Consider the following 24339-nt stretch of genomic DNA (forward strand, 5'->3'; position numbering starts at 1 on the left):
CATTCTTCTAAATTCAACCTGAACCACTATTCGAATAAAAGTTGTTCAACTGCACATCACTATCTTTGGTCTTAATCTTCCTTTGTTCTCCTCATTATAATTTTTGCTCATCACTTGGTAAAGGATCTGCGTGGTCAAACGGTCAAATAAAAAACCAAGTCGGCTAAGCCAACGTAACTACGGTGATAAATGGACTGAAAACGCTGTCTAAGTTATTGGGTTTTTCATATGTCCGTAACTCCCACTTGATGCTATCGCATGTTTTCAAATCCTTCTACACTCGTTTTCGCAAAAATTCCTTTCTTTTCAAACAAAGAAAGGAGCTGTTTCATGATGGAAACAATTTATGAGATTCAACGTATTCGACAGGTAATTTCAGAGGTGGAAGGAAGGCAAACACACATTATACGTTCTCCAGAAGATGGAGCAAGAGTGGCTACTGGGTTTATCGGTGAAGATGATCGCGAAGTGTTCTTTGTCATGTGTCTCAATACGAAAAACAAAGTTGTTGCTGTTCATCGTTGCCACGTAGGTTCAATCAATGCAAGTATCGTTCATCCCAGGGAAGTATTCAAAAGTGCAATCCTGAATAACAGCGCAGCCATCATACTATGTCACCAGCATCCTTCTCAAGATACCAACCCGTCCCGAGAAGATATTGAAGTAACAAAAAGACTTGTAGAAGCTGGACGAATGATTGGGGTTGAGGTATTGGATCATCTGATAGTTAATACGAATGCTGCATATACCAGCTTAAAAGAAAAAGGATATGTATAACCTTTTGGAAGGAGCTAGCCTCCTTCCTTTGTTCCTTTTGTATTTATTTTATTTTTTTGCTTTTTAATCCAATTGAAAAAGTATCTTCGTTTCCTTTCAGTGATTTTGTGATTATTTCAGGAGATTTTAGCCTAAAATAAATATCTGCAAAACAAAGAAGTTTAATAGGGGTATATGCCTGATAAGACACCATCTATTTTATTGAAATAACGGGACAATAAAATTTAGAATTTTCTTTAAAATAAGAATATTTTATGATATTATCATAATTAGTTAATGTGAGACTATATTTTTTATAGTATTTTTGAAGGGACTACAATTATGGATGAAATTTGTGAAAAAATTAAACATTTACGATTTGAACGGGGAATGACATTAAAAGATCTTAGTGAGAAAACAGATTTATCTGTAAGTTTTTTATCCCAAATTGAAAGGGGGGCGTCTTCTCTCGCAATTACTTCATTAAAAAAAATTGCTGATGCCTTTGGAGTAACAATGGTTTACTTTTTCGAAGAACCTCAAAATGAAAATTATGCTATTCGTCTTGAAGACCAAAAACCATTTAATTTAAAAGGTTCTGAGTCTACTTATGTTTCACTTAGTTCTAAGTTTCCTGATCGGAAAATAGAACCATTAATTGTAACATTGAGACCAAAACAAAAGGATTTTGAATTTGTTCGTCATCCAGGAGAGGAATTCTACTATGTTATAAAAGGTGCCGTTATTTTGAAAGTAGAGGATAGAGAGTATTTTTTACGGGAAGGGGAAGCAATTCACTTTCCTTCAACGAAGTCTCACATGTGGGAAAACCCGTTAAACCAGGAAGTGACTTTATTATCTGTAACCACACCATCTATCTTTTAAGGATTCTCTCAAAAAATATATAACTTATATCAAAGGAGGAGAATGGTATGTCACGCTACCGTTTAGGTGTCGATATTGGAGGCACATTTACAGATTTAGTTGTGTATGACCGGAAGGAGAATGTTTATCACACAAACAAGACGCTTACGACCCCGTATAATTTAGCCGAGGGAGTACTAGATAGTATCGACCGTTATATTACAGATTTTAATGAAATCGAGTATTTTGTTCACGGTACCACATCCGGATTAAATGCATTCTTAGAAAGGAAAGGTGCAAATGTTGCTTTAATCGTGACGAATGGCTTTCGGGATGTTTACGAAATTGGACGGGCTAACAGAACAGAAATGTACAATATTAAATACCGAAAGCCATCCCCGTTGTTAGAACGGCAGCACATTTATGAATTAGATGAACGTACTACTGCAGATGGATCGATAATCAGAGAAGTTGACGGGGATAATTTAAAACAAATTATTAAAAACCTGGATAAAAAAAACTATGATGCGGTGGCGGTTTGTTTATTACATTCCTACCAGAATCCACAACACGAGCAATTGATAAGATCAGTGATTGAAAAGGAACTAGATATTCCTGTATCCCTTTCAAGTGATATAGCACGTGAGTGGCGGGAATATGAACGTGTAAGCACTACAGTTATAAATGCCTACATCGCCCCTATTGTTAAAAAGTATCTACATACTTTAGAAGAAGAGATGGCTGCACGAGGTTTCTCTAATGATATTTATATTATGCAGTCAAATGGAGGGGTAATGACTTCAAAAGTTGCCAAAAAATTGCCGCTGCAAACATTGATGTCGGGTCCTGTTGGCGGAGCGATAGGCGGTATGAACTTAACCCAATTAACCGGGGACAAAAATTTGATTTGTGTTGATATGGGCGGAACCAGCTTTGATGTTAGTTTAATTATTGATGGCCAGCCTGATGTTACTTCGGAAACGATGATGGAAGGCTTCCCGATTTTATCTCCAATGGTTAATATTCATACGATCGGTGCTGGCGGGGGATCGATTGCCTGGATTGAAGCAGGAGGGTTGAGAGTTGGTCCTACTAGTGCAGGTTCTTTTCCAGGACCAGCGTGTTATGGGAATGGTGGAAAACAACCAACGGTAACGGATGCCAACTTAGTTCTCGGACGAATCGATGAAAACAACTTTTTAGGCGGCGAGATGACACTTGATAAGGAAGCGGCTATAAAAGCGGTTCGTTCTGTTGCTGATCAGATTGGGTTATCGGTTTATAAAACAGCAGAGGGAATTTGCGATATTGCAAATGCAAAAATGGCAGATGCCATTCGGACATTAACAGTGAAACGGGGGATTGACCCTCGTGACTTTACATTAGTTGCATTTGGCGGAGCTGGACCAATGCATGCTGTATTAATCGCTGATTTATTGGATATGAAAAAAATATTTATTCCTAGTGTATCTGGAACATTTTCTGCCTGGGGAATGCTGCAGACGGATATACGATTTGACACTGTCCGAAATTTTGTAGAAGTAATTAAAAACGTAAATAAAGGACAACTGGAATTGCTTTATCAGGAATTGGAACGGGAAAGTATCACAGTGTTAAACCAGCAAAATATTACAACTGACCAAATTAGTTTCCAGCGTACAGCTGATATTCGTTATTTGGGACAAGAATACACCGTGAATGTAACCAATAACTCCGCCGAATTATCTGAACTATCTAATAACTTCCATCAAGCACATTTAGATATATATGGACACCACAATCCGAAAGGAGTAACAGAGATTGTAAACTTGAGGGTTACAGCCCTTGGGGAACTGGAAAAAATCGATTTTGCGGCTGTAGTCGAAGAGGTCGACAGAAAAGCAGAGCCGCAATCTACTAAAAATGTTGTTTGGAATACAAAGGAACAGTTAACAAGCATTTATAGCACAAAGAATTTAACATATGGAAACTACTTTATTGGACCGGCAATCATTGAAGATAAAAACTCAACGATTGTTATTCCGCTGAAATTCCATATTAAAATCGATGAATATCAAAACATCGAAATAGTAAAAGATACAGCAGAAAAGGAGGTATTAGTATGACCGTTCAAAGCCAAGTTTATTTAGAAAATCCCGTTACTACTGAAATAGTCCGTAACGCACTCATCTCAGCAGCGGATGAAATGAATGCAAGTTTAGCAAGAAGTGCTTTCTCCCCTATCATTTATGAAATGAAAGACTGTAGTGTTTGTCTATTTAATCGGGATATTGAGTTATTAGGACAATCAGCTGGTCTTCCAATCTTTCTTGGGAATTTAGATGAATGTATTCGGGTAACAACGGAATTAATTGGGGGTATTGACAACTACAATGAAGGTGATTTGTATATTATGAATGACTCTTATATAGGGGGTACACACTTAAATGATGTGACCACATTTTCCCCGATTTTTTTCAACAAAGAGTTAGTTGGTTTCACAGCGACAAGAGCACACTGGTTAGATATCGGGTCCAAAGACCCTGGTTATCCGATGGATGCTACGAATATCTATCAGGAGGGAATACGGATTCCCCCTACCAAAATATATAACCGTGGTAAGCCAGTAGAAGATGTAATACGGCTTATTATAACAAATAACCGTTTTAATGAAGCCGCTATAGGTGATTTAAATGCTCAAATTGCAGCCTGCCGGACGGGAGAAAAAAGATTTATAGAATTGATTGAAAGGTTTGGAATTGATCGAATTAATCGATGCATTAAGGATATATTCAAACAATCAGAGGAAATGGACCGCAATGTTGTTCGCAACATACCAGATGGTGTATATGAAGCGGAAGGTCATTTAGACAATGATGGTGTAAAGGATGAACTTGTTCTTGTAAAGGTAAAAGTAGTGGTCGAAGGTGATTATATTATCATTGATTTAACCGGTTCCAGTGAACAGAGGACAGGTCAGACAAATTGCGGCTATGCACAGACAATTTCAGCTTGCCGTGTGGCATTCAAAGATTTAATCAGCCCCGATTCTCCGGTAACTGGCGGGAACTTTAAGACAATGAAAGTCGTTGCGCCAAAAGGAACAGTTTTTCATGCGACAGAACCAGCACCGTGCGGATGGTATTTTACTCCTCTCGGTATTCTGATTGATTTAATCATAAAGGCATTGTCTCCTGTTATGAAAGAACAGGCGGTCGCAGCCCATTATGGGGATTCCATGGTTGTTACATTTGCAGGTGTTACAGAAAAGGGAGAACCTTTCTTGTCAGTAGAAGCTACTGCCGGTGGTTGGGGAGCTTATCACAATGGAGATGGACAAGCGGCTTTAATTAACCATGTAAGTGGTGATTTTAAGAATCTTCCTGTGGAAGTCTATGAATCAAAATATCCTATACGAATCAATCAATATGCCCTTAGAGAAGGATCTGGTGGTGCAGGTGAGTTCCGCGGAGGACTTGGGGTTATCAGAGAATACGAGATTTTGAACGAGGAAGCGTGGGTTTATTTATGGTTTGAGCGTTCAAAAACTCCTGCTTGGGGATTGTTTGGCGGAGAAACAGGGGCGAAACCGGATGTGGAAATTCTCCGAAAAAATAATGTTGAACATTTATTAAAGGTGAATGGCAAACAGGTCCAAAAAGGGGATATTGTCAGGGTGAAGACTGGCGGAGGAGGCGGTTTTGGGGAACCGTTAAAGAGATCAGAGACTAATATTAACAGTGATAAACTGAATCAATATATTTAAACGTAGATTGAATGCAGGTGGTGGTTAGGAAGGGCGGCTGGTTCAGGAGTCCTTCTGAATCAGCTTGCCAATCACATTCCTTAAGGGTGATGGCTATATAAAAAAATCAACTTAAGTTTGAATTACGTTAGAACAAGGAGGGGAAATTTAGCGGTTCTGGAAGATCGAGTGCCTGAAACGTGTAATAGTATGTGGGAGGACCTTTCGTTGGAAATGTTGTTAAACAATCCGTGTGGTCAGGCAGGGAGGTGAATTCTTCATATAAAGACTCTAATTCCCCAAAACGTAAAAACAAAACTATATATACAAGCATCGGTTAATTTTGTTATTGAAGAAACGAAGAGACCAATAAAGATTCCCTTGTGTTTGTAATTAACTATGGGGGACATGGGCAAGTAGCAATTGGGATAATGAACCAGTGAATGTATTTACTCTAGTTGATTATAACGATTTTGATTAGTGAAGTCGGAGAACGAGTTTGGCTGAAGGGAACAGAGAAAGTATATTTCCAGCAAGAGAACACTTAATTTCTTTGTTTATGAAAGACTGAGTTCTTAATTAAAAGGAAGGAAGTGTCTAAATGGAAACAATGAAAAAAGATACGGTTCTTTCTGAGGTTCCTAAATCAGAAAGAAAACATTGGTTTGTTCCTGCTACTATTTTCGGGGGATTGGAATTTGCTGTACCTGTGATTATGGTTGGGGCAACATTAGCTGGTAGTTTTGGGTTATCACAAATATTTTTAATACTTTTAGTAGGTTTAGTTTTTATACAATGGATTGGAAATTCATTACAAGGGTATCTTGGGGCAAAGACAGGCCGTCCATCCTCTGTTATTGCCAGAACTAGTTTTGGGGCAGTTCAAGCACGTTTCTTAGTAGGTCTTGCACTCATTATTTTAAATGTAGGCTGGTTTGGAGTAAATACTGCTGTTGCTGGTAATGCATTGGCGGCTGTATTGGGGATTAATTACAACGAACAATGGCTAATTTGGGCATTTCTTACGTTAATTGCAGGCTTACTTTTTGCATTGCCGGCAGTGATTGGATACAACTCGATGAAGTGGACGGATTATTTAGCGGTACCTGCAGGTCTTATTTTAATAGCCTCAGGTGTGTTTTTTGCCTTAAGGGGAACAGGTTGGGAGCAAATCGTTTCCTGGAGCCCGGAGCCATCCATTACTTTCTTCGGAGCAGTCAGTTTAATATTAGGGGCCAATGTTGCCCAGTGGCTCATCGCATCAGACTATACGAGGTATTCCAAGGCAAAATTAAAGGATCAGGCATTAATTCCTCTCGGTATTGTAGTCATCGGATTTGTCTTCTTCATGACAGGAGCGGTTATGTCAGTAGGTGTCGGTAACGCGGACATTGTCGCTGTCATGCAAGAATTAGGCTTCCCGTTCTGGGGATTCATCATCTTATGGATTGCCTTATGGACGAGCCAATTAGTGGCAAGTTATTCCATTGGTTTAGCTGCTGCAAATATGTTTAACATCAATTCTGGAAAAGGACGTGCATGGTTAACTGTTGGGGGTTCCTTGGCTGGTATCGTACTGGCACTAGTAGGAATTTTAGCATATTTTATGGACTTTCTTATTTTATTAGGAGTTGTATACCCTGCCATTGCCGGGGTGATGTTTGTTGACTTCTTCTTCATCCGCAATCGGGAATGGGTAGACAAAAAGGGATGGAATTGGATGGCAACACTCGCCTTTTTAGTAGGGGCAATAGTAGGTTACATGACACAATATCAATATCCCATTGGTATTCCAGCGGTTCAGTCATTAATCATTTCAGGTCTTGTTTATTATGCAGCCATGCGAGTAAAGGCTAAAGTGAAACCGGACAAGTTTACGGAAATTAAAACGAAACAGGAAACTCCAAAAGTAAGTTAAACATTTTTTATGACTAACTTTAATAATAAAAAGTACAAGCTGATTTCAGAATATTCTTGAAACCAGCTTGTCATATGTTAAAGATTATAAGAGTTTTAATATTTTTGAGGAGGGTTACCATGAAAAAACAATATGAAGAAAGGCTCACAGCTCTAAGGGACTATTTGAATGCATCAAATGTTGATATTGCCGTGATTACAACTCCAAAAAATATTTTCTATTATACTGGCTTTAATTCAGAGCCTTATGAACGTTTTATGGCTTTAGTTATTGACAATATAAAAGGGGAAATGTATCTGCTTGTCCCTGCCCTGGATCAGGAACTGGCGTTGGAAAGCGCTAATATTCAAAACATTATACCCATATCTGATGAAGAAAACCCATATAAAATTTTACAGGAGATAATAGGTGATAAAATTCAAACATTTGGTTTAGAGGAAAAAAAGGTTACATTATATCAATGGAATCAGCTAACTAGTTGGATAAGCTTTAGAAAAACTGAAAACATTGAAGAGTTTATTATTGATCAAAGGATGAGAAAAACGGAGGAAGAAGGTGAAAAAGTACAGCGGGTAGTTCACCTAATTGAACAAGTACTGGCTGATGGGATAAAACAAGTTAGAGCAGGAATGACTGAACTCGATTTAACTGCAGAATTTGAATATTTAATGCGTAAATCCGGTGCATCAGGTCCTGCATTTGCAACAACGGTACTTTCAGGTGAAAAGTCAGCACTGCCACACGGGAGCCCGGGGACAAGAACGTTTCAATACGGAGATTTTATATTAATAGACATGGGGGTTATTCTCGATGGCTATTGTTCCGATATTTCACGTACTTTTGTTTTAGGAGAAGAAACAGCGGAACAGAAGAAAATCTATGAAACAGTAAAGAAATCAACAGAAGAAGCGGTTAATGCTGTGAAAATAGGAAACCCACTTGGGGAAGTGGATAAAACAGCGCGTGATGTGATTAAGGAAGCTGGCTTCGGCCAGTATTTCAATAATAGAGTTGGCCACGGATTGGGAATTGATGTTCATGAAGAGCCTTCTATACATAGTAATAATGAACTGAAAGCAGAAGAGGGCTTTTTATTTACAATAGAACCAGGAATATATATCCCTGGTTTGGGAGGAGTAAGAATCGAAGAGAATGTTTATATAGAACCAACTGGGAAAACGAGAGTACTTACTTCTTATCCAAGAGAATTAATACGACTAGGATAGGCAATGGTTTGATTTCCGGGAGATAGAAAATTTCATATAGCGGAGTAGTAAGTGAATTATAGGGGATAGACCTTTATTTATATAAATCGGTATATTTATCTCATCTGCAGCAATTGGTATAGTCAGTCACTATTTTATATTTATTGATTTAAGATTTATCGTCCTGGCGAGTAATCATACATTCAAGAAAAGTCAGTTTTCAAAAGTACTTACTTATAACAGAAACGCTCCATTGATAGGATGCACTTTTCATAACAAAAACTTTAAAGGGGCGATGGTATGCTTGATTTTTATATTGAATCTTTAGGTTTTACAAAAGAAGATATTTAGCAGTGAAAAATCACTTTTTTAAGTGTATCAGCTTAGAAGATTGGGAATCAATGCTATTATTTGGAATGAAGAGCAATATCCATGTATTTGATAATTTAGTTTTGAGCCACTCATCAAGAGTTTGATCACATAAAAAGTGAGCCACCCAATTTCCAAATTCAATAACCTCTTCTATGATAGAAAGTGACCAAACCATCTACATAGAGAGAGGAAGAAAAGGATGATTGACGTGGCTCAATTCCATCGTATCAAATATTTGAACGAGGTAGAAGGACAATCCCAAAGACAAATTGCCCAAAAACTGGGGATTTCAAGAAATACAGTCAGTAAGTATCTTAAGAAATCAGAATCTCCGACAACGCTGTATCGACAGAAAGTCTATAAAACCAAGGAGTCTTCAGACGAGACGAAACGAGTTTTACCGATAATTGATCAGTGGCTTGAAGATGATCTAAAACGGTGGGGAAAACAAAAGCATACAGCTGCCAAAATCTATCGAAGATTAGTAGATGAATATGATTTTGGAGGATCAGCATCAAACATTCGAAAGGTTGTCGCTAAGCGAAAGAAAAAGATGCAAGAAGTCTTTATCCCACTTGAATTTCAACTCGGGCAACAGTTTCAATTTGATTGGGGAGAAGCCGATATTATCCTTCAGGGAAAAACCCGAAGGGTCTTCCTCTTTTGTATTCAATTATCAGCTAGCCGTTTACGGTTTGTAAGGGCGTATCTACATGAAAAGCAAGAAGCGTTCCTGGATGGTTTTGTCCATGCGTTTGAATTCTTTGGAGGCGTTCCAACAGAAGGACTTTTTGATAACTTAAAAACAGCTGTTCAAAAAATACTTAAAGGTCGGGATCGATTAGAACAGGAAGCCTTCATGGCCTTACAAGCCCATTATCTCTTTAAGGCAGAGTTCTGTAATGTAAGATCCGGTAATGAAAAAGGACGAATTGAGGGAACTGTCGGATATATCAGGAGAAATGCCCTGGTCCCATATCCAGAAATACAGTCTTTGGAAGAACTAAATGACTACCTAGAGAAATGGTGTCTGAAAGAAGCTGGTCGGACAAAGGTTCCCTATACCAAAGAAACGGTTGAACAGATGTGGGTACAAGAAAAAGAGCAGCTCTATTCTCTTCCGAATAATAAGTTCGAAGCATGTAAACTTGTTTCTTGTCAGGTAAGTAAAACGTCATTAATCACTATTGAGACGAATCAATATTCGGTTCCATGTAGCTATGTAGGACAAGCTGTATGGGCCAAAATTTTTGTCGACCGTGTGATCGTTGTGGCTCAAAACCAAGTGATCGCAGAACACACTCGTTCTTACGAACGGAATGAAATGACCACTGTTCTTAATCATTATTTAGAAGCGTTATTGAAGAAACCACGAGCGATCCGGGATGCCCATGCCTTTCAATCAGATGAGATTCCAAATGTCTTCAGACGTTTTCATCGTAAGATGAGGGAACAAGAAGGAGCCATAGGGGATCGGAAGTTTATACGTCTTCTCCTCCTTCATCGTGAGATTGGTATGAACACATTAACGCTAGCTTTAGAAGAAGCTGAGAAAACAGAAATTTACCGTTATGAAGTGGTCCATGATAGGATTCAGAAACTTATGAATCGATCCTTCCCCATTCACGATCTATCTAAAGAAAAAATGCCTACGAGTCTACTAGACTATAAAATCCAGAAATCGAATGTCGAACAATACGGACAGTTGACTGGAGGGCGTATGAAATGAACGTAGAATTATTAGTGGATCACATTACCAAACAACTTAGAACTCCAACTATCTCACAAAATTATCGTTCTCTCGCAAGAGAGGCGGAAGAGCGAAACCTGCGATATGAAGAATATCTCCTGGCACTCTTAGAGATTGAGCTACAGAAGAGAGAAGAAAACAAGAAACAAAGACGGCTGAAACAAGCTTCCTTTCCAGTCCCAAAAACATTAGATGCCTATGATTTTAGTTTAATGCCTAGTTTAAATCGAAATCGTTTTCTCACGTTATCAAAAGGAGAATTTGTAGAGAAGAATGAGAACATCATCTTTCTTGGGAATAGTGGTACCGGAAAGACTCACTTGGCAACCGGACTTGGAATCGAAATGATTCAGAATGGATATAAGGTGAAATTTATTACAGCTTCTGAACTAGTGGAAGAATTATTGATGGCCAAAGAAGAACATCAATTAAATACGCTAGAAAAGAAGTGGCTCAAATTAGATGTGATCATCGTAGATGAGCTTGGATACGTTCCCTTCTCCAGAGTGGGGGCTGAATTACTATTTCAATTTTTCTCGAGTAGATATGAACGTGCCAGTACGATCATTACGACCAACTTAGAATTCACTGAATGGACAAGCATCTTTGGGGACGAAAAAATGACGGCAGCTCTCCTAGATCGGCTAACCCACCGTTCGCATATTCATCTACTAAATGGGGAGTCGTATCGCTTTAGGCAAAGTATGAACCAGCAATCAAAGGAAGAAGAGTAATACGGACAACAAGGTATAGGGGTCTTGCCCCTCTCCGGGGCAAGACCCCTATACCTTCCATTCATTCCCTTTACTGGGAGCAAGGAATATCAAAGTGGCTCACTTTTAAAGTGATCGTTCTGGCTCAAATTAATATTGACAAAAACAATCCAAGATAAAGAATCCAAAAAGTGCAATTCTGAATAACAGTGCAGCTATCATCCTTTGTCACCAGCATCCTTCTCAAGATACGAACCCGTCCAGAGAAGATATTGAAGTCACAAAAAGACTTGTAGAAGTTTGGACGGATGATGGGTATTGAGGTTCTTGATCATCTCATCGTCAATGCCAAAGCAGGGTATACCAGTTTGAAAGAAAAGGGATATGTAAAAATTTATTGGAAGGACTAGCCTCCTTCCTTTTTATGTTTTTAAAAAATACACCTCTTAATTTGCTGGAAACTAGAGGTAAAAAATAACTTTTCTTTTATAATTATTGATAAAAAAATGTTTTAGATAAAAAGGTAATAAACGTTTCACTTGGTAATGAGAGACTTTCTGTATCGTAGACATAATATAGTTTTCTACGTAATTGAATCCCTTGAATGGATACTTCTCTGAGAATATTCAACTGGATTTCTTTTTGAATGGTAGATTTAGAAATAATTGATACTCCCATACCAGAAGCAACAGCAGATTTTATATACTCAGTGTTTTCAAGCTCCAAGATAATATTCAGATCCTTAAGATCCAACTGATGAGCACGTAAATGTTCTTCAATCACTTGTCTAGTGCTTGACTTATTCCGGTCATTTCCACAATCTCGCTAATACTGTACTCCTGTGACTGTCTTTTTATGTACTTAATTACAGATTTTCCGAACGGGAAAGCCCATGCAGGGTATAGCCCGCCTTTAGGCATGGGATGAGAGTGAGAACGGATACGGAGTACCGCTAAAATCGGAAAGGTTTTGTGGTACTTCAAGTATCCGAAAATTTCACTCTCTTTTTGTTGTATAACTGTTGTAGTTTATAAACAAAACTGATACATTGTGAATATGAACGAATACAGAAGAACAAACAAAACCGTATCATTAATCAACTATCATTTCGTTTTTTGTCCTCGATACAGAAGGAAAATATTTCTCCGTACTGATGTAGAGGAACGATTTAAACAGTTAGTACAGGAAATATGTGAAGAATTAGAAATTGTCATTGTTGCTTTAGAGTGCGACAAAGACCATACCCACATGTTCCTAAACACACTACCAACACTTAGTCCTGCTGATATTATGGCAAAAATCAAAGGAGTGACTTCTAGAAAGTTAAGAGAGGAATTTCCTCATCTTCAACATCTGCCGAGTCTTTGGACACGTTCCTATTTTGTATCGACCGCAGGAAATGTATCGAGTGCAACCATTAAGCGTTATGTTGAACAACAAAAAACAAGGGGGTGAGCGTTTTGGATAAACAGGAAATCACACTTAATGGACTTGTTGCAAGACAAGTTTCATGAATGGAAACACGAACACTTCCAGCTATATGATGAAGATGGAAACGAATTAAACGAAGATTTGGAAATCGAAATCGACCAAACTCTACATGACTTTATAGAAAATACATCTCATGAGATCTATTCCAACAAAATTTTAAAGAAATGGGGGTGAATATATGCCGACAATCACGCTACGCTTAGAGCTACATAAACCGACTCTTGCCAAACAACAGATGTATAAACGAATGGCAGAGACAAATACAGGATTTGCGAACTGGTTATTGCTTCATCCAGACATAAATCAGGCAACCAGTCGAATCTTTAAGGAGTTTTCAGCAGAGAAATTTCCATCCGCAGTCATTAATCAAACCATTAGAGAAGTAAAATTTCAAAAGAAAAATCAGAAAGCAAAGACCTTCCGTAAAATGTGGTGCTGCTTTAATAATCAAAACTTAAAAATAGAAAAGAAGAGTAAATTGATATGATCCCCACATAGTAGACAGAAAAAAGAAAGCACATTAATCTGTCTATTATGGAGGGGATTTTTCTATGGGGAAAATGAGACAATCATATGATGTTGCATTTAAGAAAAAAGTAGTGGATCTATATATTAAAGATGGTATGGGCTACGATACGGTTGCGAAGGAAGTAGGTATTTCTAGTTCAGTTGTACGTCGTTGGGTTCAACACTTTGAGGCAGAAGGAATAAAGGGTCTCGAGGAAAAGCGCGGGAAAGCAAAAGGACCTGGGAAAGGCAGACCAAGAACCCGTCCTGAGGATCCAGAAGAGAAAATCAAACGATTAGAAGCCGAGAATGAAATGTTAAAAAAGTTCTTAGGGAAGTAAAAGGGGGTATGGAAGCCGTATCAACAGGTACTAAGTATAAAGTGATTCAAGATATGTCCAAGAAACAATACCCTGTCCAACTTCTATGTGAACTTGCAGGGGTATCAAGGGGCGGATATTACAAGTGGTTAAAGCGTCAGGAAGCCCCCTCTTCTAAACAGTTAGAGGATGATAAAATCAAGAAGTTAATCATAAAGTGTCACACAAAGCTCAAGGGGATTTATGGTTATAGAAGGATACATGTCTGGCTTAAGTCGGTACACAATTTACATATGAATCATAAACGGGTTCAACGCTTGATGGGTGAATTGGGAATAAAAGCCATCATAAGAAGAAAACGGCCCTACTACGGAAAGAAGGAAGCTTATGCCATCTCAGAAAACCATTTGAACCGAGATTTTAAAGCCTCTAAGCCAAATGAAAAATGGGTAACAGACATTACATACTTAATTTTTAATGGACAAAGATTGTATTTATCGGCTATTAAAGACTTATACAATAACGAAATCATCGCATATAAAATCAGTCAAAGAAACGACCTTCAACTAGTAATGGATACAGTAAAAAAGGCAAGAAGAAAACGGAGTGTAAAAGGAATTATCCTTCATAGCGATCAGGGATTCCAGTACACCTCAAAACAATATAACCAACTGCTTAAAAAATACAAAATGAAAGCGAGTATGTCTCGAAAAGGAAACTGTTGGGATAATGCTTGTATGGAGAACTTTTTTAGCCATTTTAAAACAGAATGTTTTCACTTATACTCTTTCCGAACCTCTGAAGAGGTTAAGTTTGCCGTCCACCAATACATACGATTTTATAATCACCAGAGATTTCAAAAGAAATTAAACAACCTGAGTCCCTATAATTATAGAGCTCAGGCTGCTTAAAAATGCTTTTTAATTTCTGTCTACTTGACAGGGGTCACTTCAAATTATACACCGTTTCTTTTCCTACACTTGCAAAACGTATAGGGGTTCCAGTAATAGCAAAACCATTTCAAATAAAGTGGCTTGATCAAATGATCAGTGGAAGCGTAAAGATAGGGACTGGAAAGCTTTATCAAAAGAAAAAGAAATGGTATCTTGCCATTTCAATCACTTGGAATGTGGAATCATCACAAGGTAAAAAAGTCATGGGGATTGACTTGGGACTTCGATATCTCGCAGTTGCCAGTATTGGAACAAAGTCTTTCTTCTTTAAAGGCTCAAAAGTCGCATATACTCGTAGACACTTCTCGGCAAGAAGAAGGAGACTAGGAAAAGCGAAAAAACTACAAGCCATTAAGAATTCCAAAGGCAAAGAGTCTCGTTGGATGAAAGACCAGAACCATAAAATCAGCCGTCAAATCGTTAACCTTGCACTCGCCAACGGTGTTGGAGTGATTCGCATGGAAGACTTGACGGATATTCGAAATACTACCAAATCAAAGAAAAACGACCAAGGTAGGAGCCTGCATTCATGGTCGTTCTACCAACTTAAAGAGTTCATCAAATACAAAGCTGAGATGATAGGGATCCGTTTTGAATTGGTGAATCCAGAATACACCAGTCAAACTTGCAAATGTGGTCATCAAGCGAAAGAAAATCGAAACGGTCTCCATTTTCAATGTAGAGAATGTGGCTACACCTGTCATGCTGACCTCAATGGAGCCATTAATATATCGAAAGCGATTTCGGGTTTAGTAGCCTAGCATACTGGTAATAGGTATGCCGCCCATGTGGGTACATTTTAACTGCATGGGACGGGGTAATGAGATACCCTCATCTTGGAGGCTGTTCAAAACAGAAATGGACTGCGAACGCTTAGTCATTCAAGAATCCCACCCCTCACACCGTAAGGTGTAGGGCTTGCGGCTTTAGCCGTGGGAGTCTCAAATTAAGTCTGATAACACTAAAATAGTATATAAATAAGAGTTTTATAATTTGCGTATATATGCGTATATAAAGGTAAACTTAAATTAATTTGAAATCGCACTTATTATAGTCACCAATCGATACGAACATGCAGCTTAATTAAACGTTTGATTAAGCTGCATGTTCTTACGACTACTCTAGTATTCAGAATCCTTGTTAGAAAGTCAGTATAGAATTGAAATTTGTTAAAATATAATAACTTTTGAGTTGTAACAGTGAAATTTAATGAGAAAAAATTTATTGCCTATGATTTCATAGTCTTTCACCTAAGTAAGGTATTCCTTCCCTTTTCGCTCTTCTTCATTTATAAAAGAATTTATTTTGAAAGGATTTTATTCATGGCAACTTGTGTTTTCAAGGAGAGGAAGTAACTTTAAATGTAGTAATTGACCTTATGTGAGGTTTGATTGATAGAGAAATCTTAATTTAAAAAGCTATATTATAAGTAAGACGTAAACTTAAAACATTTACGCACTTTTTATAAATAGCCGAAAGACACCCCCCTTACGGACAATCGTCCCTATTGATCTCGATAACAAGGGATTGATATCCATTTTTGGGATCCGGCGTTAAAAGAAAAGAATATTTACGCCGCGGAAGAATTCCTCTTTATTGTAGGAATACCCTAGTTATTTAAAGTCAATCAAGTTAATTTTGCTCAAACTTTATTTCAAAGCTACAATTAGGTTTTTAATAAGTTTATCATAGTTCTTAAAATTTTTTTCAGCATTCCCTATATGAAATAATCTCATTATGAAAATCAATTTTTGAGGTCAATTTTTATGACTAAGCATACGTGACTAACTCCCTATGGTAGTATTAGCGCTAACATATTCAGTGAAAGGTAATACTTTCGGATCATTATTACTTTCCTCGTTATATATTCTCTCAATATTAAAGACAACTATAATTAGTCTTGATATATTAATAGTGTCTGACAAATAAAGGGAGGTTGGAAGATGGGGAAATGGTATAAAAAATCGGTATCATTGGTTGCTAGTTTAGTAGTAGCCGGAAGTTTATTTGCTGCTCCAGTTGGAGCAGCACCAAATACAGCAAATCCTGCTGTAGAAAAAGCTTTATCTGTTGAAATCGAGGAAGCAACCATCTTTGAGCTGCAACACGAGATGCAAAAAGGTGCTCTTACATCTGAGCAGTTGGTTCAATACTATTTGGATCGAATTGATGAATACGATGATAGTATCAATTCTATCATTACAATCGATGATGATGTTCTTTCTGAGGCAAAGCAACTTGATATGGAACGGAAGGTTGGAAAAGTCCGTGGTAGTTTACATGGAATTCCTGTCATTTTAAAAGATAACTATGATACATACGATATGCCTACTACAGCTGGTTCTTTGTCTCTTGAAGGGTCAATTCCTTTGGATGATGCTTATCAAACTCAGAAATTAAGAGAAGAAGGAGCCATCATTTTGGGGAAAGCAAATCTCCATGAATTTGCTTTTGGCTTCCAGACCTACAGTTCTTTAGGGGGACAAACCTACAATCCATATGATTTAACAAAATATCCCGGTGGATCTAGCGGTGGAACTGCAGCTGCGGTTACATCCAATTTTGCAACGGTTGGACTTGGGACAGATACGGGTGGTTCAATTAGGATTCCTTCATCATTTAATAATCTGGTTGGAATTCGTCCTACAATGGGACTAGCTAGCCGCGATGGCATCATTCCATTGGCGCTAACTCAGGATGTGGGTGGACCAATAGCTCGTACTGTTGAAGATGCAGCCATTGTCCTTGATGCAATTGCTGGTTATGATCCAGCTGATCCTGTTACAGAAGAAAGTATTGGAAAGGTTCCAAAAACCTATACACATTATCTTAAGAAAAATGGTTTAAAGAATGCTAAAATCGGGGTTATACGAGGTCTATTTGGAACTGACCCACAAGTAAATAAAGCGATGGATCAGGCAATTGTAGACATGGAAAAACTAGGAGCGGAAGTATACGTAGTGACAATCCCAAATCTTAATGAAATCCTTGCATATCCAAGTTTAAGCTCCTATGAATTTAAGTCTCAGTTGAATCATTATTTAGCATCGCTAGGTTCTGAGGCGCCTGTGAAATCACTTACAGATATTATTAATAGTGAAAAATATCATCCAAGTTTAAAAAATGCATTAATCTCAAGGAATAATATGGGACCATTAGAGAACAATGAAGACTATCTTGAAATCATTACGAATCGTCCAAAGCTTACAAAGGAAAGCTTAATGATAACCTTCAATGAAAATGACCTTGATGCATTAGTTTACCCTACTTCAAATGCATTGCCAGCAACAGTAGGTGGAGGGCAAGGTGCTGGTAATGCGAATCGTTTAAGTCCGTTCTCTGGTTTCCCAGCTATGTCGGTGCCAGTTGGGTTTAGTGATGATGGACTTCCAATTGGAATGGAGTTGCTAGGAAAAGAATTTGATGAACCAACACTAATCAAGCTAGCTTATTCATATCAAGAAGGAACAAAACATCGAGGAGCACCTGTGTTGCAATAGGTTAAATAAAGAACAGCTTTGGATTGATCACCTTTTCAAAAATACTAATTTACACCACTTAGGAATGTCTACTTGGTTAGGTAATGTAAGAATGATAGTTAGGAATGAAAGAGGAAGCAAGGATAAGAGAAGCAAGGAGAGTAAACGGCAATTACTTTGATGCAATAAAATGGGAATTTTACGTAAAGAGTGGGATGAACTGGATAGCATATAATCTCACGAGTCAATTATATCAGGTTATCTCGATTTCAAGTCTTCCATTAAAGGGCACATTTCTGAAATAAGAAATGTGTCCTTCTTTATTTATAGGGCCGTGGAGTAACTCATTAGAAGTGATGGGGATTTAAAAACTTGTGCTGAAAAGATTTTTTATAATTGAATACTTAAACATCTTGTTTTATTATTATTCAATAACTGTGTGGGGGGATAAGATGAATTATAAAATTATTGAAGAACTATCTTTAAACAATTGGCAGTCTTTATCTACGTTACTTTATGATGGCTGGGTACTACGATTTTCAAATGGTTATACAATATATGCTAATTCAATTAGTTCAATCTATTATTCAACTTATGATTTGAATCAAAAAATTGAAGAATGCGAGAAAATTTACGCGAATAATGATTTGTGCCCTACATTTAAAATCACCCCTTTTATTAAACCGGAAAATTTGGATGATATTTTAGAGGAGAAGGGATATACTTTGGTTGACTTTAGAGGTACCCCTTATATAAGTGTCCAAACCATGGAGTTAGATGGCATCATAGAACCAACCTTGCATTCCGTAAAATTAGATGAAAAAATTAATGCGGAGTGGCTAGACCATTTTTGCAGACTAAATAATGTTGAAGAAAAAAATAAGGATACCATGATACAAATGTTATCCAATATTGCAACCAAAAAGTGCTTAGTATCACTTTATAAAAAGGACGATGTGGTTGCTTGTGGTCTTGGAGTTATAGAAAGGGATTACATAGGGCTTTATGATATTGTCACTGATATTAAATTTAGAAATCAAGGATTAGGCAAACAGTTAATATTGAATTTACTAAAATGGGGAAAAGGAAATGGAGCTAAATACAGTTACCTAACTGTTCTTTTGAATAACGAATCTGCATTAAAACTTTATTCTAAAATTGGATTTTCGGAAATTTATAAGTATTGGTACAGGGTTAAAGAAATTGTTTGATCATGTTCAATAAAACTAACAGGGGCGTATCTGCAATATCGCCGTATCACAGATGTTGTAGAACGATATTCAGCAAACGGGCGTTTTTCTGAAATAAGGAAAGCGTCTTTCTTCATGAAAAGGGCCATTTAACGGTCAAAAAGGGGAGTTTTAATGGTTAGTAATTTAATAACTAAAAGACTATTTCTCCGAGAATTTGAAGCAAGTGATTGGAAGGATGTTCATAAATACGCTTCTCGACCAATTGTATGTCAATATCAACCTTGGGGACCAAATACGGAAAATGAATCTAAAGCCTTTGTAGAACAAATTGTTGTTGATTCAAAACAGAATTCGAGGAGTAGATATGTTTTTGCAATAATTGAAAATGAAAATGGAAAATTGATTGGAGCAGGTGAAATTAAAATCCGGGACTTCAAAAATAAAAATGGAGAAATAGCGTATATCGTGAATCCAGACTATTGGGGAATGAGTTTCGCTACTGAAGTAGCAAAAATTTTAATCGAATTTGGTTTTAAAGAACTTAATCTTCATCGTATTTACGCTACTTGTGATCCTCGAAATATTGGCTCATCAAAGTATTAAAAAAGGTTGGGATGACTAAAGAAGGAAGGATACGAGAGGATTTATTCCTCAAAGATGGCTGGCGTGATTCGCTTTTATTTAGCATTCTTGAGCAAATATGAGATTTGTGAGGTTAAGGAATGGCTTCGGGCGCAAGAATTGAATAAACTATTTACCAACCGACAAGAACAAGACCAAAGAAAATCCGGTCCAAAAAACACCTTTAAACCTTGCATACCAAGAATGATCGAGGTTTTATATTTTCGAAAGATAAAAACATTGGGTATGTAAATTTGAACTACTTAATACGTTCACGAAGAAAAGGTAAGCATTCGGTAACATCCATTCTATAAAAAGCCTGATAAGCAATTAATGGATATTTTCCTTTCGAATCAGAATCTGTCCTGTTCAAAGGTTAGTCAGGATGCGCGGGTGTACGATTCGTAACAACAGGAGAAATTTTTGGTTTAACCCACGCAAAGGCAACCGGATCAGGTAGTAATAATACCAATATCAATAGAGTTATAACAAGTAAGGTTTTTTTCATACTAATCTCCTCATTTAGATTCTTCGATGTTAAAACTTAAAGGATCCAGAAGTTAATTCTATTTTAATAGCAAAATCCATATCATCTATATCTCTTTCCAGTATCACTAGATTTGATATTTTTCGTTTTTTACCATCAAAGATCCAGACGAAAATATTATTATGATATGTACTGGTTAATGAAAATAGAAAAGCTTTAATTCCTTTATAAGGGGTATATCCGGAAAAGGATATGTCTCTTCATTATGAAATTAATTATTGAGTTAGGTCCACTAATTTGAAATAGGAGAATACAACTCAGTACCAGTTTGATGACATCAGATTTTCCCTCGTAACTGAAAGAGGGACTTATACGATTGAACTGTACGGATAAAAAGTCGGCAAGACATCAGTATGATCAAATTAAAATAATCCCAATGAAGGCAACCGAAGAAATGGTTGCCTATTACTTGAGGTTTAAATATTACTTTTGTACTTGATACTTCGAAAGTCTGTTGGGTCCGTCTTCCATTAACTAACATTTGAATGAACCGGGGGAACAGGCACCCATGTTCTATAAAAAGATTAAACTTGAAGCTATTTCCTTCAAATGCGGTTGGTCTGCCCATAAGATGAAGTAATTGTAAGTTTCACCTTGGATATTAATCGGGGTTGGATACCTTACGATTAAAGCGGATTGATTCAACATTTCTGCTGGTTGGTCCGCAGAGGGAAAAATGTAGCAAGCTTCTTGGTTTTGAATTCGTGCCTTCAAGATTCTTGGCATAGATCCATAGGGCATTAATTGATGGAAAGCTTCTCCATGACACACCTCATTCAAATTTTCACCAGCTGAAATAGCTGATATTTGAAAGAAACCGTCAGCACCTTCGTATCTTTCTTCGTTCACTTTTCGCCAGTTCGATGGATATTGAAAACGAACCTTGTAGGTAGTGTTCGTATATGTGTTTTGGGATACATCCATGATGAGTGTTGGAGACCATTGAAGAGAATGGATGTTAACTCCTTCAATTAGTCGGATTGGAACGGGGCGATGGAGGTCGATAGCCCACATTTCACGGGCAAATTCCTGTTCCCTGCACCCACTAAGATATGCTATTTTTGTTCCGTCTGTAGACCATGTGACAGGTGATGCAAAACAATTAGATATAGCCCAAATTCGATCCTCTTCTCCTCGCCTCCCCACCGTTCGAACTTGCGAAAAATATCCTCTATCTTCCAAGGCAGTGGCACTATAAGCAATTTTTAAAGAATCAGGAGACCATTCCGGAAAATAATTCTTTGCAAGGGGCCCGCCTTTTACTTCGAACACATTCCCTGTTGAAAGCTCAACGGTGTAAATGATGGAGATACTGACACCTGGTGTTGTATAAAGTACAAAGCTTCCGTCGGGTGATAGCTGGGCATTATTAAGCCGCCCTTCTGTGTTGCTTGTAATTTGCTGTTTCCCTGTCCCATCGGTGTTAATTCGGTAAAGCTGACTGATTTCTGATTCATCCGGTGCCTGAAAAAGCAGTTCCATACCACTGGGAAACCATTGAACATCTGTTGAATCAGGTTGTTGGATGCTTTGCGCCTGATGAGACAGTACGTTGTACAAGATCATGTGACCTTGCTTTGTATATGCAATTTGGGTACTGTCAGGAGACCAATCCAATTTGAACTCAACCTCATCTCCTAACTGATCGATTTGAGCAATGGAACCTGTTGCAACCTCAATTACATAGATGATTCTGTTCTTTCCTACAAACGCAATTCTCTTGCTGTTTGGTGACCATTCAGGCCTTGAAAAGGAGTCACCTAATCCACTGGTGAGCTGCACGTTCTCTCCTGTCCGGGGATTATATAACCAAACATCATAATTCCCACCCCGATCAGAGATATAGGCAATCCTTCCTTGGCCACCAGGAGGGGCGTATGGAATCATTAACTTCATACCAGGAAATAGTTGAGAGGATGGAAGTTGGTTTACAATCCGGATAAGCTCATGATTTGGCTCCCCGTTCGTTATTACATTAAAGCGCCCTGCAAGCTGATACAGTGTATCCCCTGGTTGGACGATATAATAAGGAACACCTGGAGGAACCTTTAATAATTGACCGATCTGAATGGCATAAGGTGGTTGAAGTTGATTCGCCTCCACTATCACTGAAGATGGAACTTTATAGAATTGTGAAATTCGATACACTGAATCTCCTTGTCTAACCCTTAATATGTCAACCCCAGGCGGAATGGAAAGCTGTTGACCAATATAAACCGTGTAAGGAGCTCTCAGATTATTTGCAGCAATAATGGAATCTGCCGGAATTCCCCATCTCCTGGAAATCTCGTACACCGTATCACCTGAACGCACTGTGTAAAAAGTCTGCATGGTATCCACTTCCCATAAGGTAAAATTTCCATTAGTAAAGTTGAAGTATTAAATGGGAACACTCTCTCTGCCCATATACTATTCGATAAGTGGTGCAAGGTTCACCAAATATGAGGTTTTTAAATTAATTTATAAAAACTTTTTATTTAACCTGAATAGTGTAGGAGTAGTCCCTTTTGCTTCATATTCCATAAGATTACCCCTTTCTTATTTCAAAACCCGCCAACAGGCGAATTCTCCTACCTTTTTTCACCAGTTATTGCCTACGAAAACTCCTTGATACCGAACATCGATTTCCAGTCCTTTTCCCAGCAGTTAAAACGTCCATCGCTTAGCATTGATATGCGATGGGCGTTTTGGTTTTAAGAATTGTACAGTGCATCTATTTTTACAGTATAAGTGAAATATATATTGACTTTTCACTTATACTTCAATTACAATGTGTTCAATTAAATGATTTGTTTCATAATTCAGAATTTAGTCGATTTTAAAAAGGGGGTTCGAGAATGAGGAAAATGAAAGTAGTGCTAATGTTAATGTTGCTCTTTTCGTTGCTGGTTGTTTTAAGTGCCTGTCAGCCGTATCAGACAATTCCTGATGGAGAACAACGCGTCTACAAGTGGCGGATGGTCACGCACCAAATACCGGGGACGGCCCGCTATGAAGGTACAGTTAAGCCATTTGTAGAGGCGGTGGAGAAAATCACTGGTGGTCGGCTCGTCATTGAACCGTTTGGAGCGAATGTTCTGTTCCCGACGAATGAAACGTTCGACATGGTCAAAAACGGTGTAGTAGAAATCGCGTCTATATATACAGGATTCTGGACTGGGAAGAATCCGGTCTTTGCGCTCGGGGGAGGGACCATCCCTGGTGACCCGATTACTGGATTCCAAGAGCATTTCTATCGTTCGGATCAGCTGCAACCAATCATCGATGAAGCATATGAAAAACACGGGATCAAAAATCTCGGAGCTTTTGATTATGCACCGGAAGAAGTATTGATGTCACAGGTACCAATTCGATCAATCGAAGATTTTAAGGGAAAAAACATACGGACCGCGGGGGTGGCGAGCTTGTACTACAGCAAACTTGGTGCATCGGCAATCTCCCTTTCCGCACCTGAAATTTATACGGGCCTTCAATTAGGGACCGTGGATGCAGCGGAATACAACGACTTCCTCGTAAACGGTGAAATGGGGCTGGATGAAGTGACCAAATACGTTATTGAGCCCGCACTTCATGTTGGACCGAGCACGGACAAGGAACTGATTGTCAATCCAAAGGCGTGGGAAGAACTTCCAGAAGATCTGAAAGCGGCCGTTTATGTGGCCCGTGACAAAGTCCGCTATGAATCCGCAATTGCCTATGGAGTTGAGAACCAGAAGGCAAAAAAAGAATGGATGGAAAATCCGAACATCGAGTTCATCCAGCTGCCGGAGAAAGATATCGAGGAAATGCGCGAAAAAGGAATCGAGCTTTTGAATGAGTATAAGTCCAAGAGTGAGGCGAGTAAACAATATGTCGAGCAATATGCAAAGGTTCTTGCTGATCTAGGATACCTGGAAGAAGCAAAGAAACTTGGCTATGAAGAGTAA

Annotated in this window: 18 protein-coding genes and 5 pseudogenes; 21 read left to right on the forward strand and 2 right to left on the reverse strand. The window is 38.1% G+C overall.

What is annotated here, in order from left to right; genetic code table 11:
- Nucleotides 1-333 precede the first annotated feature (333 nt).
- The 9 genes and pseudogenes from ACJROX_RS14070 to ACJROX_RS14110 all read left to right on the forward strand — a co-directional run.
- Nucleotides 334-777, forward strand: coding sequence for a JAB domain-containing protein (locus ACJROX_RS14070; RefSeq protein ID WP_408011328.1), 444 nt, complete (start codon nt 334-336; stop codon nt 775-777).
- Between the two features lie 321 nt (nt 778-1098).
- Nucleotides 1099-1641 carry a helix-turn-helix domain-containing protein gene (locus ACJROX_RS14075; RefSeq protein ID WP_408011329.1) on the forward strand — a complete coding sequence of 181 codons (543 nt, stop codon included), beginning with the start codon at nt 1099-1101 and terminating at the stop codon, nt 1639-1641.
- A gap of 47 nt (nt 1642-1688) precedes the next feature.
- Nucleotides 1689-3725 carry a hydantoinase/oxoprolinase family protein gene (locus tag ACJROX_RS14080; RefSeq protein WP_408011330.1) on the forward strand — a complete coding sequence of 679 codons (2037 nt, stop codon included), beginning with the start codon at nt 1689-1691 and terminating at the stop codon, nt 3723-3725.
- Nucleotides 3722-5365 carry a hydantoinase B/oxoprolinase family protein gene (locus ACJROX_RS14085; protein ID WP_408011331.1) on the forward strand — a complete coding sequence of 548 codons (1644 nt, stop codon included), beginning with the start codon at nt 3722-3724 and terminating at the stop codon, nt 5363-5365. Before ACJROX_RS14080 ends, ACJROX_RS14085 begins: the two co-directional genes overlap by 4 nt.
- Before the next feature lie 580 nt (nt 5366-5945).
- Nucleotides 5946-7262 carry a purine-cytosine permease family protein gene (locus ACJROX_RS14090; protein WP_408011332.1) on the forward strand — a complete coding sequence of 439 codons (1317 nt, stop codon included), beginning with the start codon at nt 5946-5948 and terminating at the stop codon, nt 7260-7262.
- A gap of 119 nt (nt 7263-7381) precedes the next feature.
- A complete protein-coding gene (locus ACJROX_RS14095; protein WP_408011333.1) occupies nt 7382-8488 on the forward strand; it encodes a M24 family metallopeptidase in 1107 nt (368 codons plus the stop codon).
- A 550-nt stretch (nt 8489-9038) separates the two neighbouring features.
- Nucleotides 9039-10568 (forward strand): IS21 family transposase, encoded by a 1530-nt coding sequence (gene istA, locus ACJROX_RS14100; protein ID WP_408008059.1) that lies wholly within the window; start codon nt 9039-9041, stop codon nt 10566-10568.
- Nucleotides 10565-11323, forward strand: a complete 759-nt coding sequence (gene istB, locus ACJROX_RS14105; protein ID WP_408008060.1) for an IS21-like element helper ATPase IstB — start codon at nt 10565-10567, stop codon at nt 11321-11323. Before istA ends, istB begins: the two co-directional genes overlap by 4 nt.
- Nucleotides 11324-11489: 166 nt before the next feature.
- A pseudogene (locus ACJROX_RS14110) lies at nt 11490-11712 on the forward strand (JAB domain-containing protein); the annotation flags it as partial.
- 82 nt (nt 11713-11794) lie between these two features.
- On the opposite strand, the pseudogene ACJROX_RS14115 reads toward ACJROX_RS14110, so the two are convergent.
- Nucleotides 11795-12091 (reverse strand): annotated as a pseudogene (locus ACJROX_RS14115) (LysR substrate-binding domain-containing protein); the annotation flags it as partial.
- A gap of 267 nt (nt 12092-12358) precedes the next feature.
- Here ACJROX_RS14115 and tnpA point away from each other — a divergent pair.
- From tnpA to ACJROX_RS14170, 11 genes and pseudogenes are all read left to right on the forward strand, one after another.
- A complete protein-coding gene (tnpA, locus tag ACJROX_RS14120; RefSeq protein WP_408006922.1) occupies nt 12359-12757 on the forward strand; it encodes an IS200/IS605 family transposase in 399 nt (132 codons plus the stop codon).
- A 30-nt stretch (nt 12758-12787) separates the two neighbouring features.
- Nucleotides 12788-12967: a hypothetical protein gene (locus ACJROX_RS14125; protein WP_408006921.1), complete on the forward strand. Its 180-nt coding sequence runs from the start codon at nt 12788-12790 to the stop codon at nt 12965-12967.
- Between the two features lie 4 nt (nt 12968-12971).
- A pseudogene (locus ACJROX_RS14130) lies at nt 12972-13265 on the forward strand (RNA-guided endonuclease TnpB family protein); the annotation flags it as partial.
- 79 nt (nt 13266-13344) lie between these two features.
- Nucleotides 13345-13641 carry a transposase gene (locus ACJROX_RS14135; RefSeq protein WP_408007393.1) on the forward strand — a complete coding sequence of 99 codons (297 nt, stop codon included), beginning with the start codon at nt 13345-13347 and terminating at the stop codon, nt 13639-13641.
- Nucleotides 13642-13649: 8 nt separating this feature from the next.
- Complete coding sequence (locus ACJROX_RS14140) at nt 13650-14531, forward strand: IS3 family transposase (RefSeq protein WP_408007392.1); 882 nt, start codon at nt 13650-13652, stop codon at nt 14529-14531.
- Between the two features lie 47 nt (nt 14532-14578).
- Nucleotides 14579-15334 (forward strand): annotated as a pseudogene (locus ACJROX_RS14145) (RNA-guided endonuclease TnpB family protein); the annotation flags it as partial.
- Between the two features lie 1182 nt (nt 15335-16516).
- Nucleotides 16517-18073 carry an amidase gene (locus ACJROX_RS14150; RefSeq protein ID WP_408011334.1) on the forward strand — a complete coding sequence of 519 codons (1557 nt, stop codon included), beginning with the start codon at nt 16517-16519 and terminating at the stop codon, nt 18071-18073.
- 13 nt (nt 18074-18086) lie between these two features.
- Nucleotides 18087-18287, forward strand: a pseudogene (locus tag ACJROX_RS14155) (GNAT family N-acetyltransferase); the annotation flags it as partial.
- A 217-nt stretch (nt 18288-18504) separates the two neighbouring features.
- Nucleotides 18505-19263 carry a GNAT family N-acetyltransferase gene (locus tag ACJROX_RS14160; RefSeq protein WP_408011335.1) on the forward strand — a complete coding sequence of 253 codons (759 nt, stop codon included), beginning with the start codon at nt 18505-18507 and terminating at the stop codon, nt 19261-19263.
- A gap of 153 nt (nt 19264-19416) precedes the next feature.
- A complete protein-coding gene (locus tag ACJROX_RS14165) occupies nt 19417-19848 on the forward strand; it encodes a GNAT family N-acetyltransferase (RefSeq protein ID WP_408011336.1) in 432 nt (143 codons plus the stop codon).
- A gap of 54 nt (nt 19849-19902) precedes the next feature.
- The gene (locus ACJROX_RS14170) at nt 19903-20118 is read left to right on the forward strand and encodes a hypothetical protein (RefSeq protein WP_408011337.1); all 216 of its coding nucleotides are present in this window, start codon (nt 19903-19905) and stop codon (nt 20116-20118) included.
- An 808-nt stretch (nt 20119-20926) separates the two neighbouring features.
- Here ACJROX_RS14170 and ACJROX_RS14175 read toward each other — a convergent pair.
- On the reverse strand, nt 20927-22744 hold the full coding sequence (locus ACJROX_RS14175) for a LysM peptidoglycan-binding domain-containing protein (RefSeq protein ID WP_408011338.1): 1818 nt from the start codon (nt 22742-22744) through the stop codon (nt 20927-20929).
- A gap of 506 nt (nt 22745-23250) precedes the next feature.
- On the opposite strand from ACJROX_RS14175, the gene dctP reads away from it, so the two are divergent.
- Complete coding sequence (gene dctP / locus ACJROX_RS14180) at nt 23251-24339, forward strand: TRAP transporter substrate-binding protein DctP (protein ID WP_408011339.1); 1089 nt, start codon at nt 23251-23253, stop codon at nt 24337-24339.

The organism is Pseudalkalibacillus sp. A8 (assembly GCF_045920555.1).
Classification (GTDB): Bacteria; Bacillota; Bacilli; order Bacillales; family Fictibacillaceae; genus Pseudalkalibacillus.

What these genes read in the sequence shown, in the direction of transcription:
- ACJROX_RS14070 (WP_408011328.1), top strand. Translation starts at nt 334, where the DNA reads ATGGAAACAATTTATGAGATTCAACGTATTCGACAGGTAATTTCAGAG.
- ACJROX_RS14075 (WP_408011329.1), top strand. Translation starts at nt 1,099, where the DNA reads ATGGATGAAATTTGTGAAAAAATTAAACATTTACGATTTGAACGGGGA.
- ACJROX_RS14080 (WP_408011330.1), top strand. Translation starts at nt 1,689, where the DNA reads ATGTCACGCTACCGTTTAGGTGTCGATATTGGAGGCACATTTACAGAT.
- ACJROX_RS14085 (WP_408011331.1), top strand. Translation starts at nt 3,722, where the DNA reads ATGACCGTTCAAAGCCAAGTTTATTTAGAAAATCCCGTTACTACTGAA.
- ACJROX_RS14090 (WP_408011332.1), top strand. Translation starts at nt 5,946, where the DNA reads ATGGAAACAATGAAAAAAGATACGGTTCTTTCTGAGGTTCCTAAATCA.
- ACJROX_RS14095 (WP_408011333.1), top strand. Translation starts at nt 7,382, where the DNA reads ATGAAAAAACAATATGAAGAAAGGCTCACAGCTCTAAGGGACTATTTG.
- istA (WP_408008059.1), top strand. Translation starts at nt 9,039, where the DNA reads ATGATTGACGTGGCTCAATTCCATCGTATCAAATATTTGAACGAGGTA.
- istB (WP_408008060.1), top strand. Translation starts at nt 10,565, where the DNA reads ATGAACGTAGAATTATTAGTGGATCACATTACCAAACAACTTAGAACT.
- tnpA (WP_408006922.1), top strand. Translation starts at nt 12,359, where the DNA reads ATGAACGAATACAGAAGAACAAACAAAACCGTATCATTAATCAACTAT.
- ACJROX_RS14125 (WP_408006921.1), top strand. Translation starts at nt 12,788, where the DNA reads ATGGACTTGTTGCAAGACAAGTTTCATGAATGGAAACACGAACACTTC.
- ACJROX_RS14135 (WP_408007393.1), top strand. Translation starts at nt 13,345, where the DNA reads ATGGGGAAAATGAGACAATCATATGATGTTGCATTTAAGAAAAAAGTA.
- ACJROX_RS14140 (WP_408007392.1), top strand. Translation starts at nt 13,650, where the DNA reads ATGGAAGCCGTATCAACAGGTACTAAGTATAAAGTGATTCAAGATATG.
- ACJROX_RS14150 (WP_408011334.1), top strand. Translation starts at nt 16,517, where the DNA reads ATGGGGAAATGGTATAAAAAATCGGTATCATTGGTTGCTAGTTTAGTA.
- ACJROX_RS14160 (WP_408011335.1), top strand. Translation starts at nt 18,505, where the DNA reads ATGAATTATAAAATTATTGAAGAACTATCTTTAAACAATTGGCAGTCT.
- ACJROX_RS14165 (WP_408011336.1), top strand. Translation starts at nt 19,417, where the DNA reads ATGGTTAGTAATTTAATAACTAAAAGACTATTTCTCCGAGAATTTGAA.
- ACJROX_RS14170 (WP_408011337.1), top strand. Translation starts at nt 19,903, where the DNA reads ATGGCTGGCGTGATTCGCTTTTATTTAGCATTCTTGAGCAAATATGAG.
- ACJROX_RS14175 (WP_408011338.1), bottom strand. Translation starts at nt 22,744, where the DNA reads ATGCAGACTTTTTACACAGTGCGTTCAGGTGATACGGTGTACGAGATT.
- dctP (WP_408011339.1), top strand. Translation starts at nt 23,251, where the DNA reads ATGAGGAAAATGAAAGTAGTGCTAATGTTAATGTTGCTCTTTTCGTTG.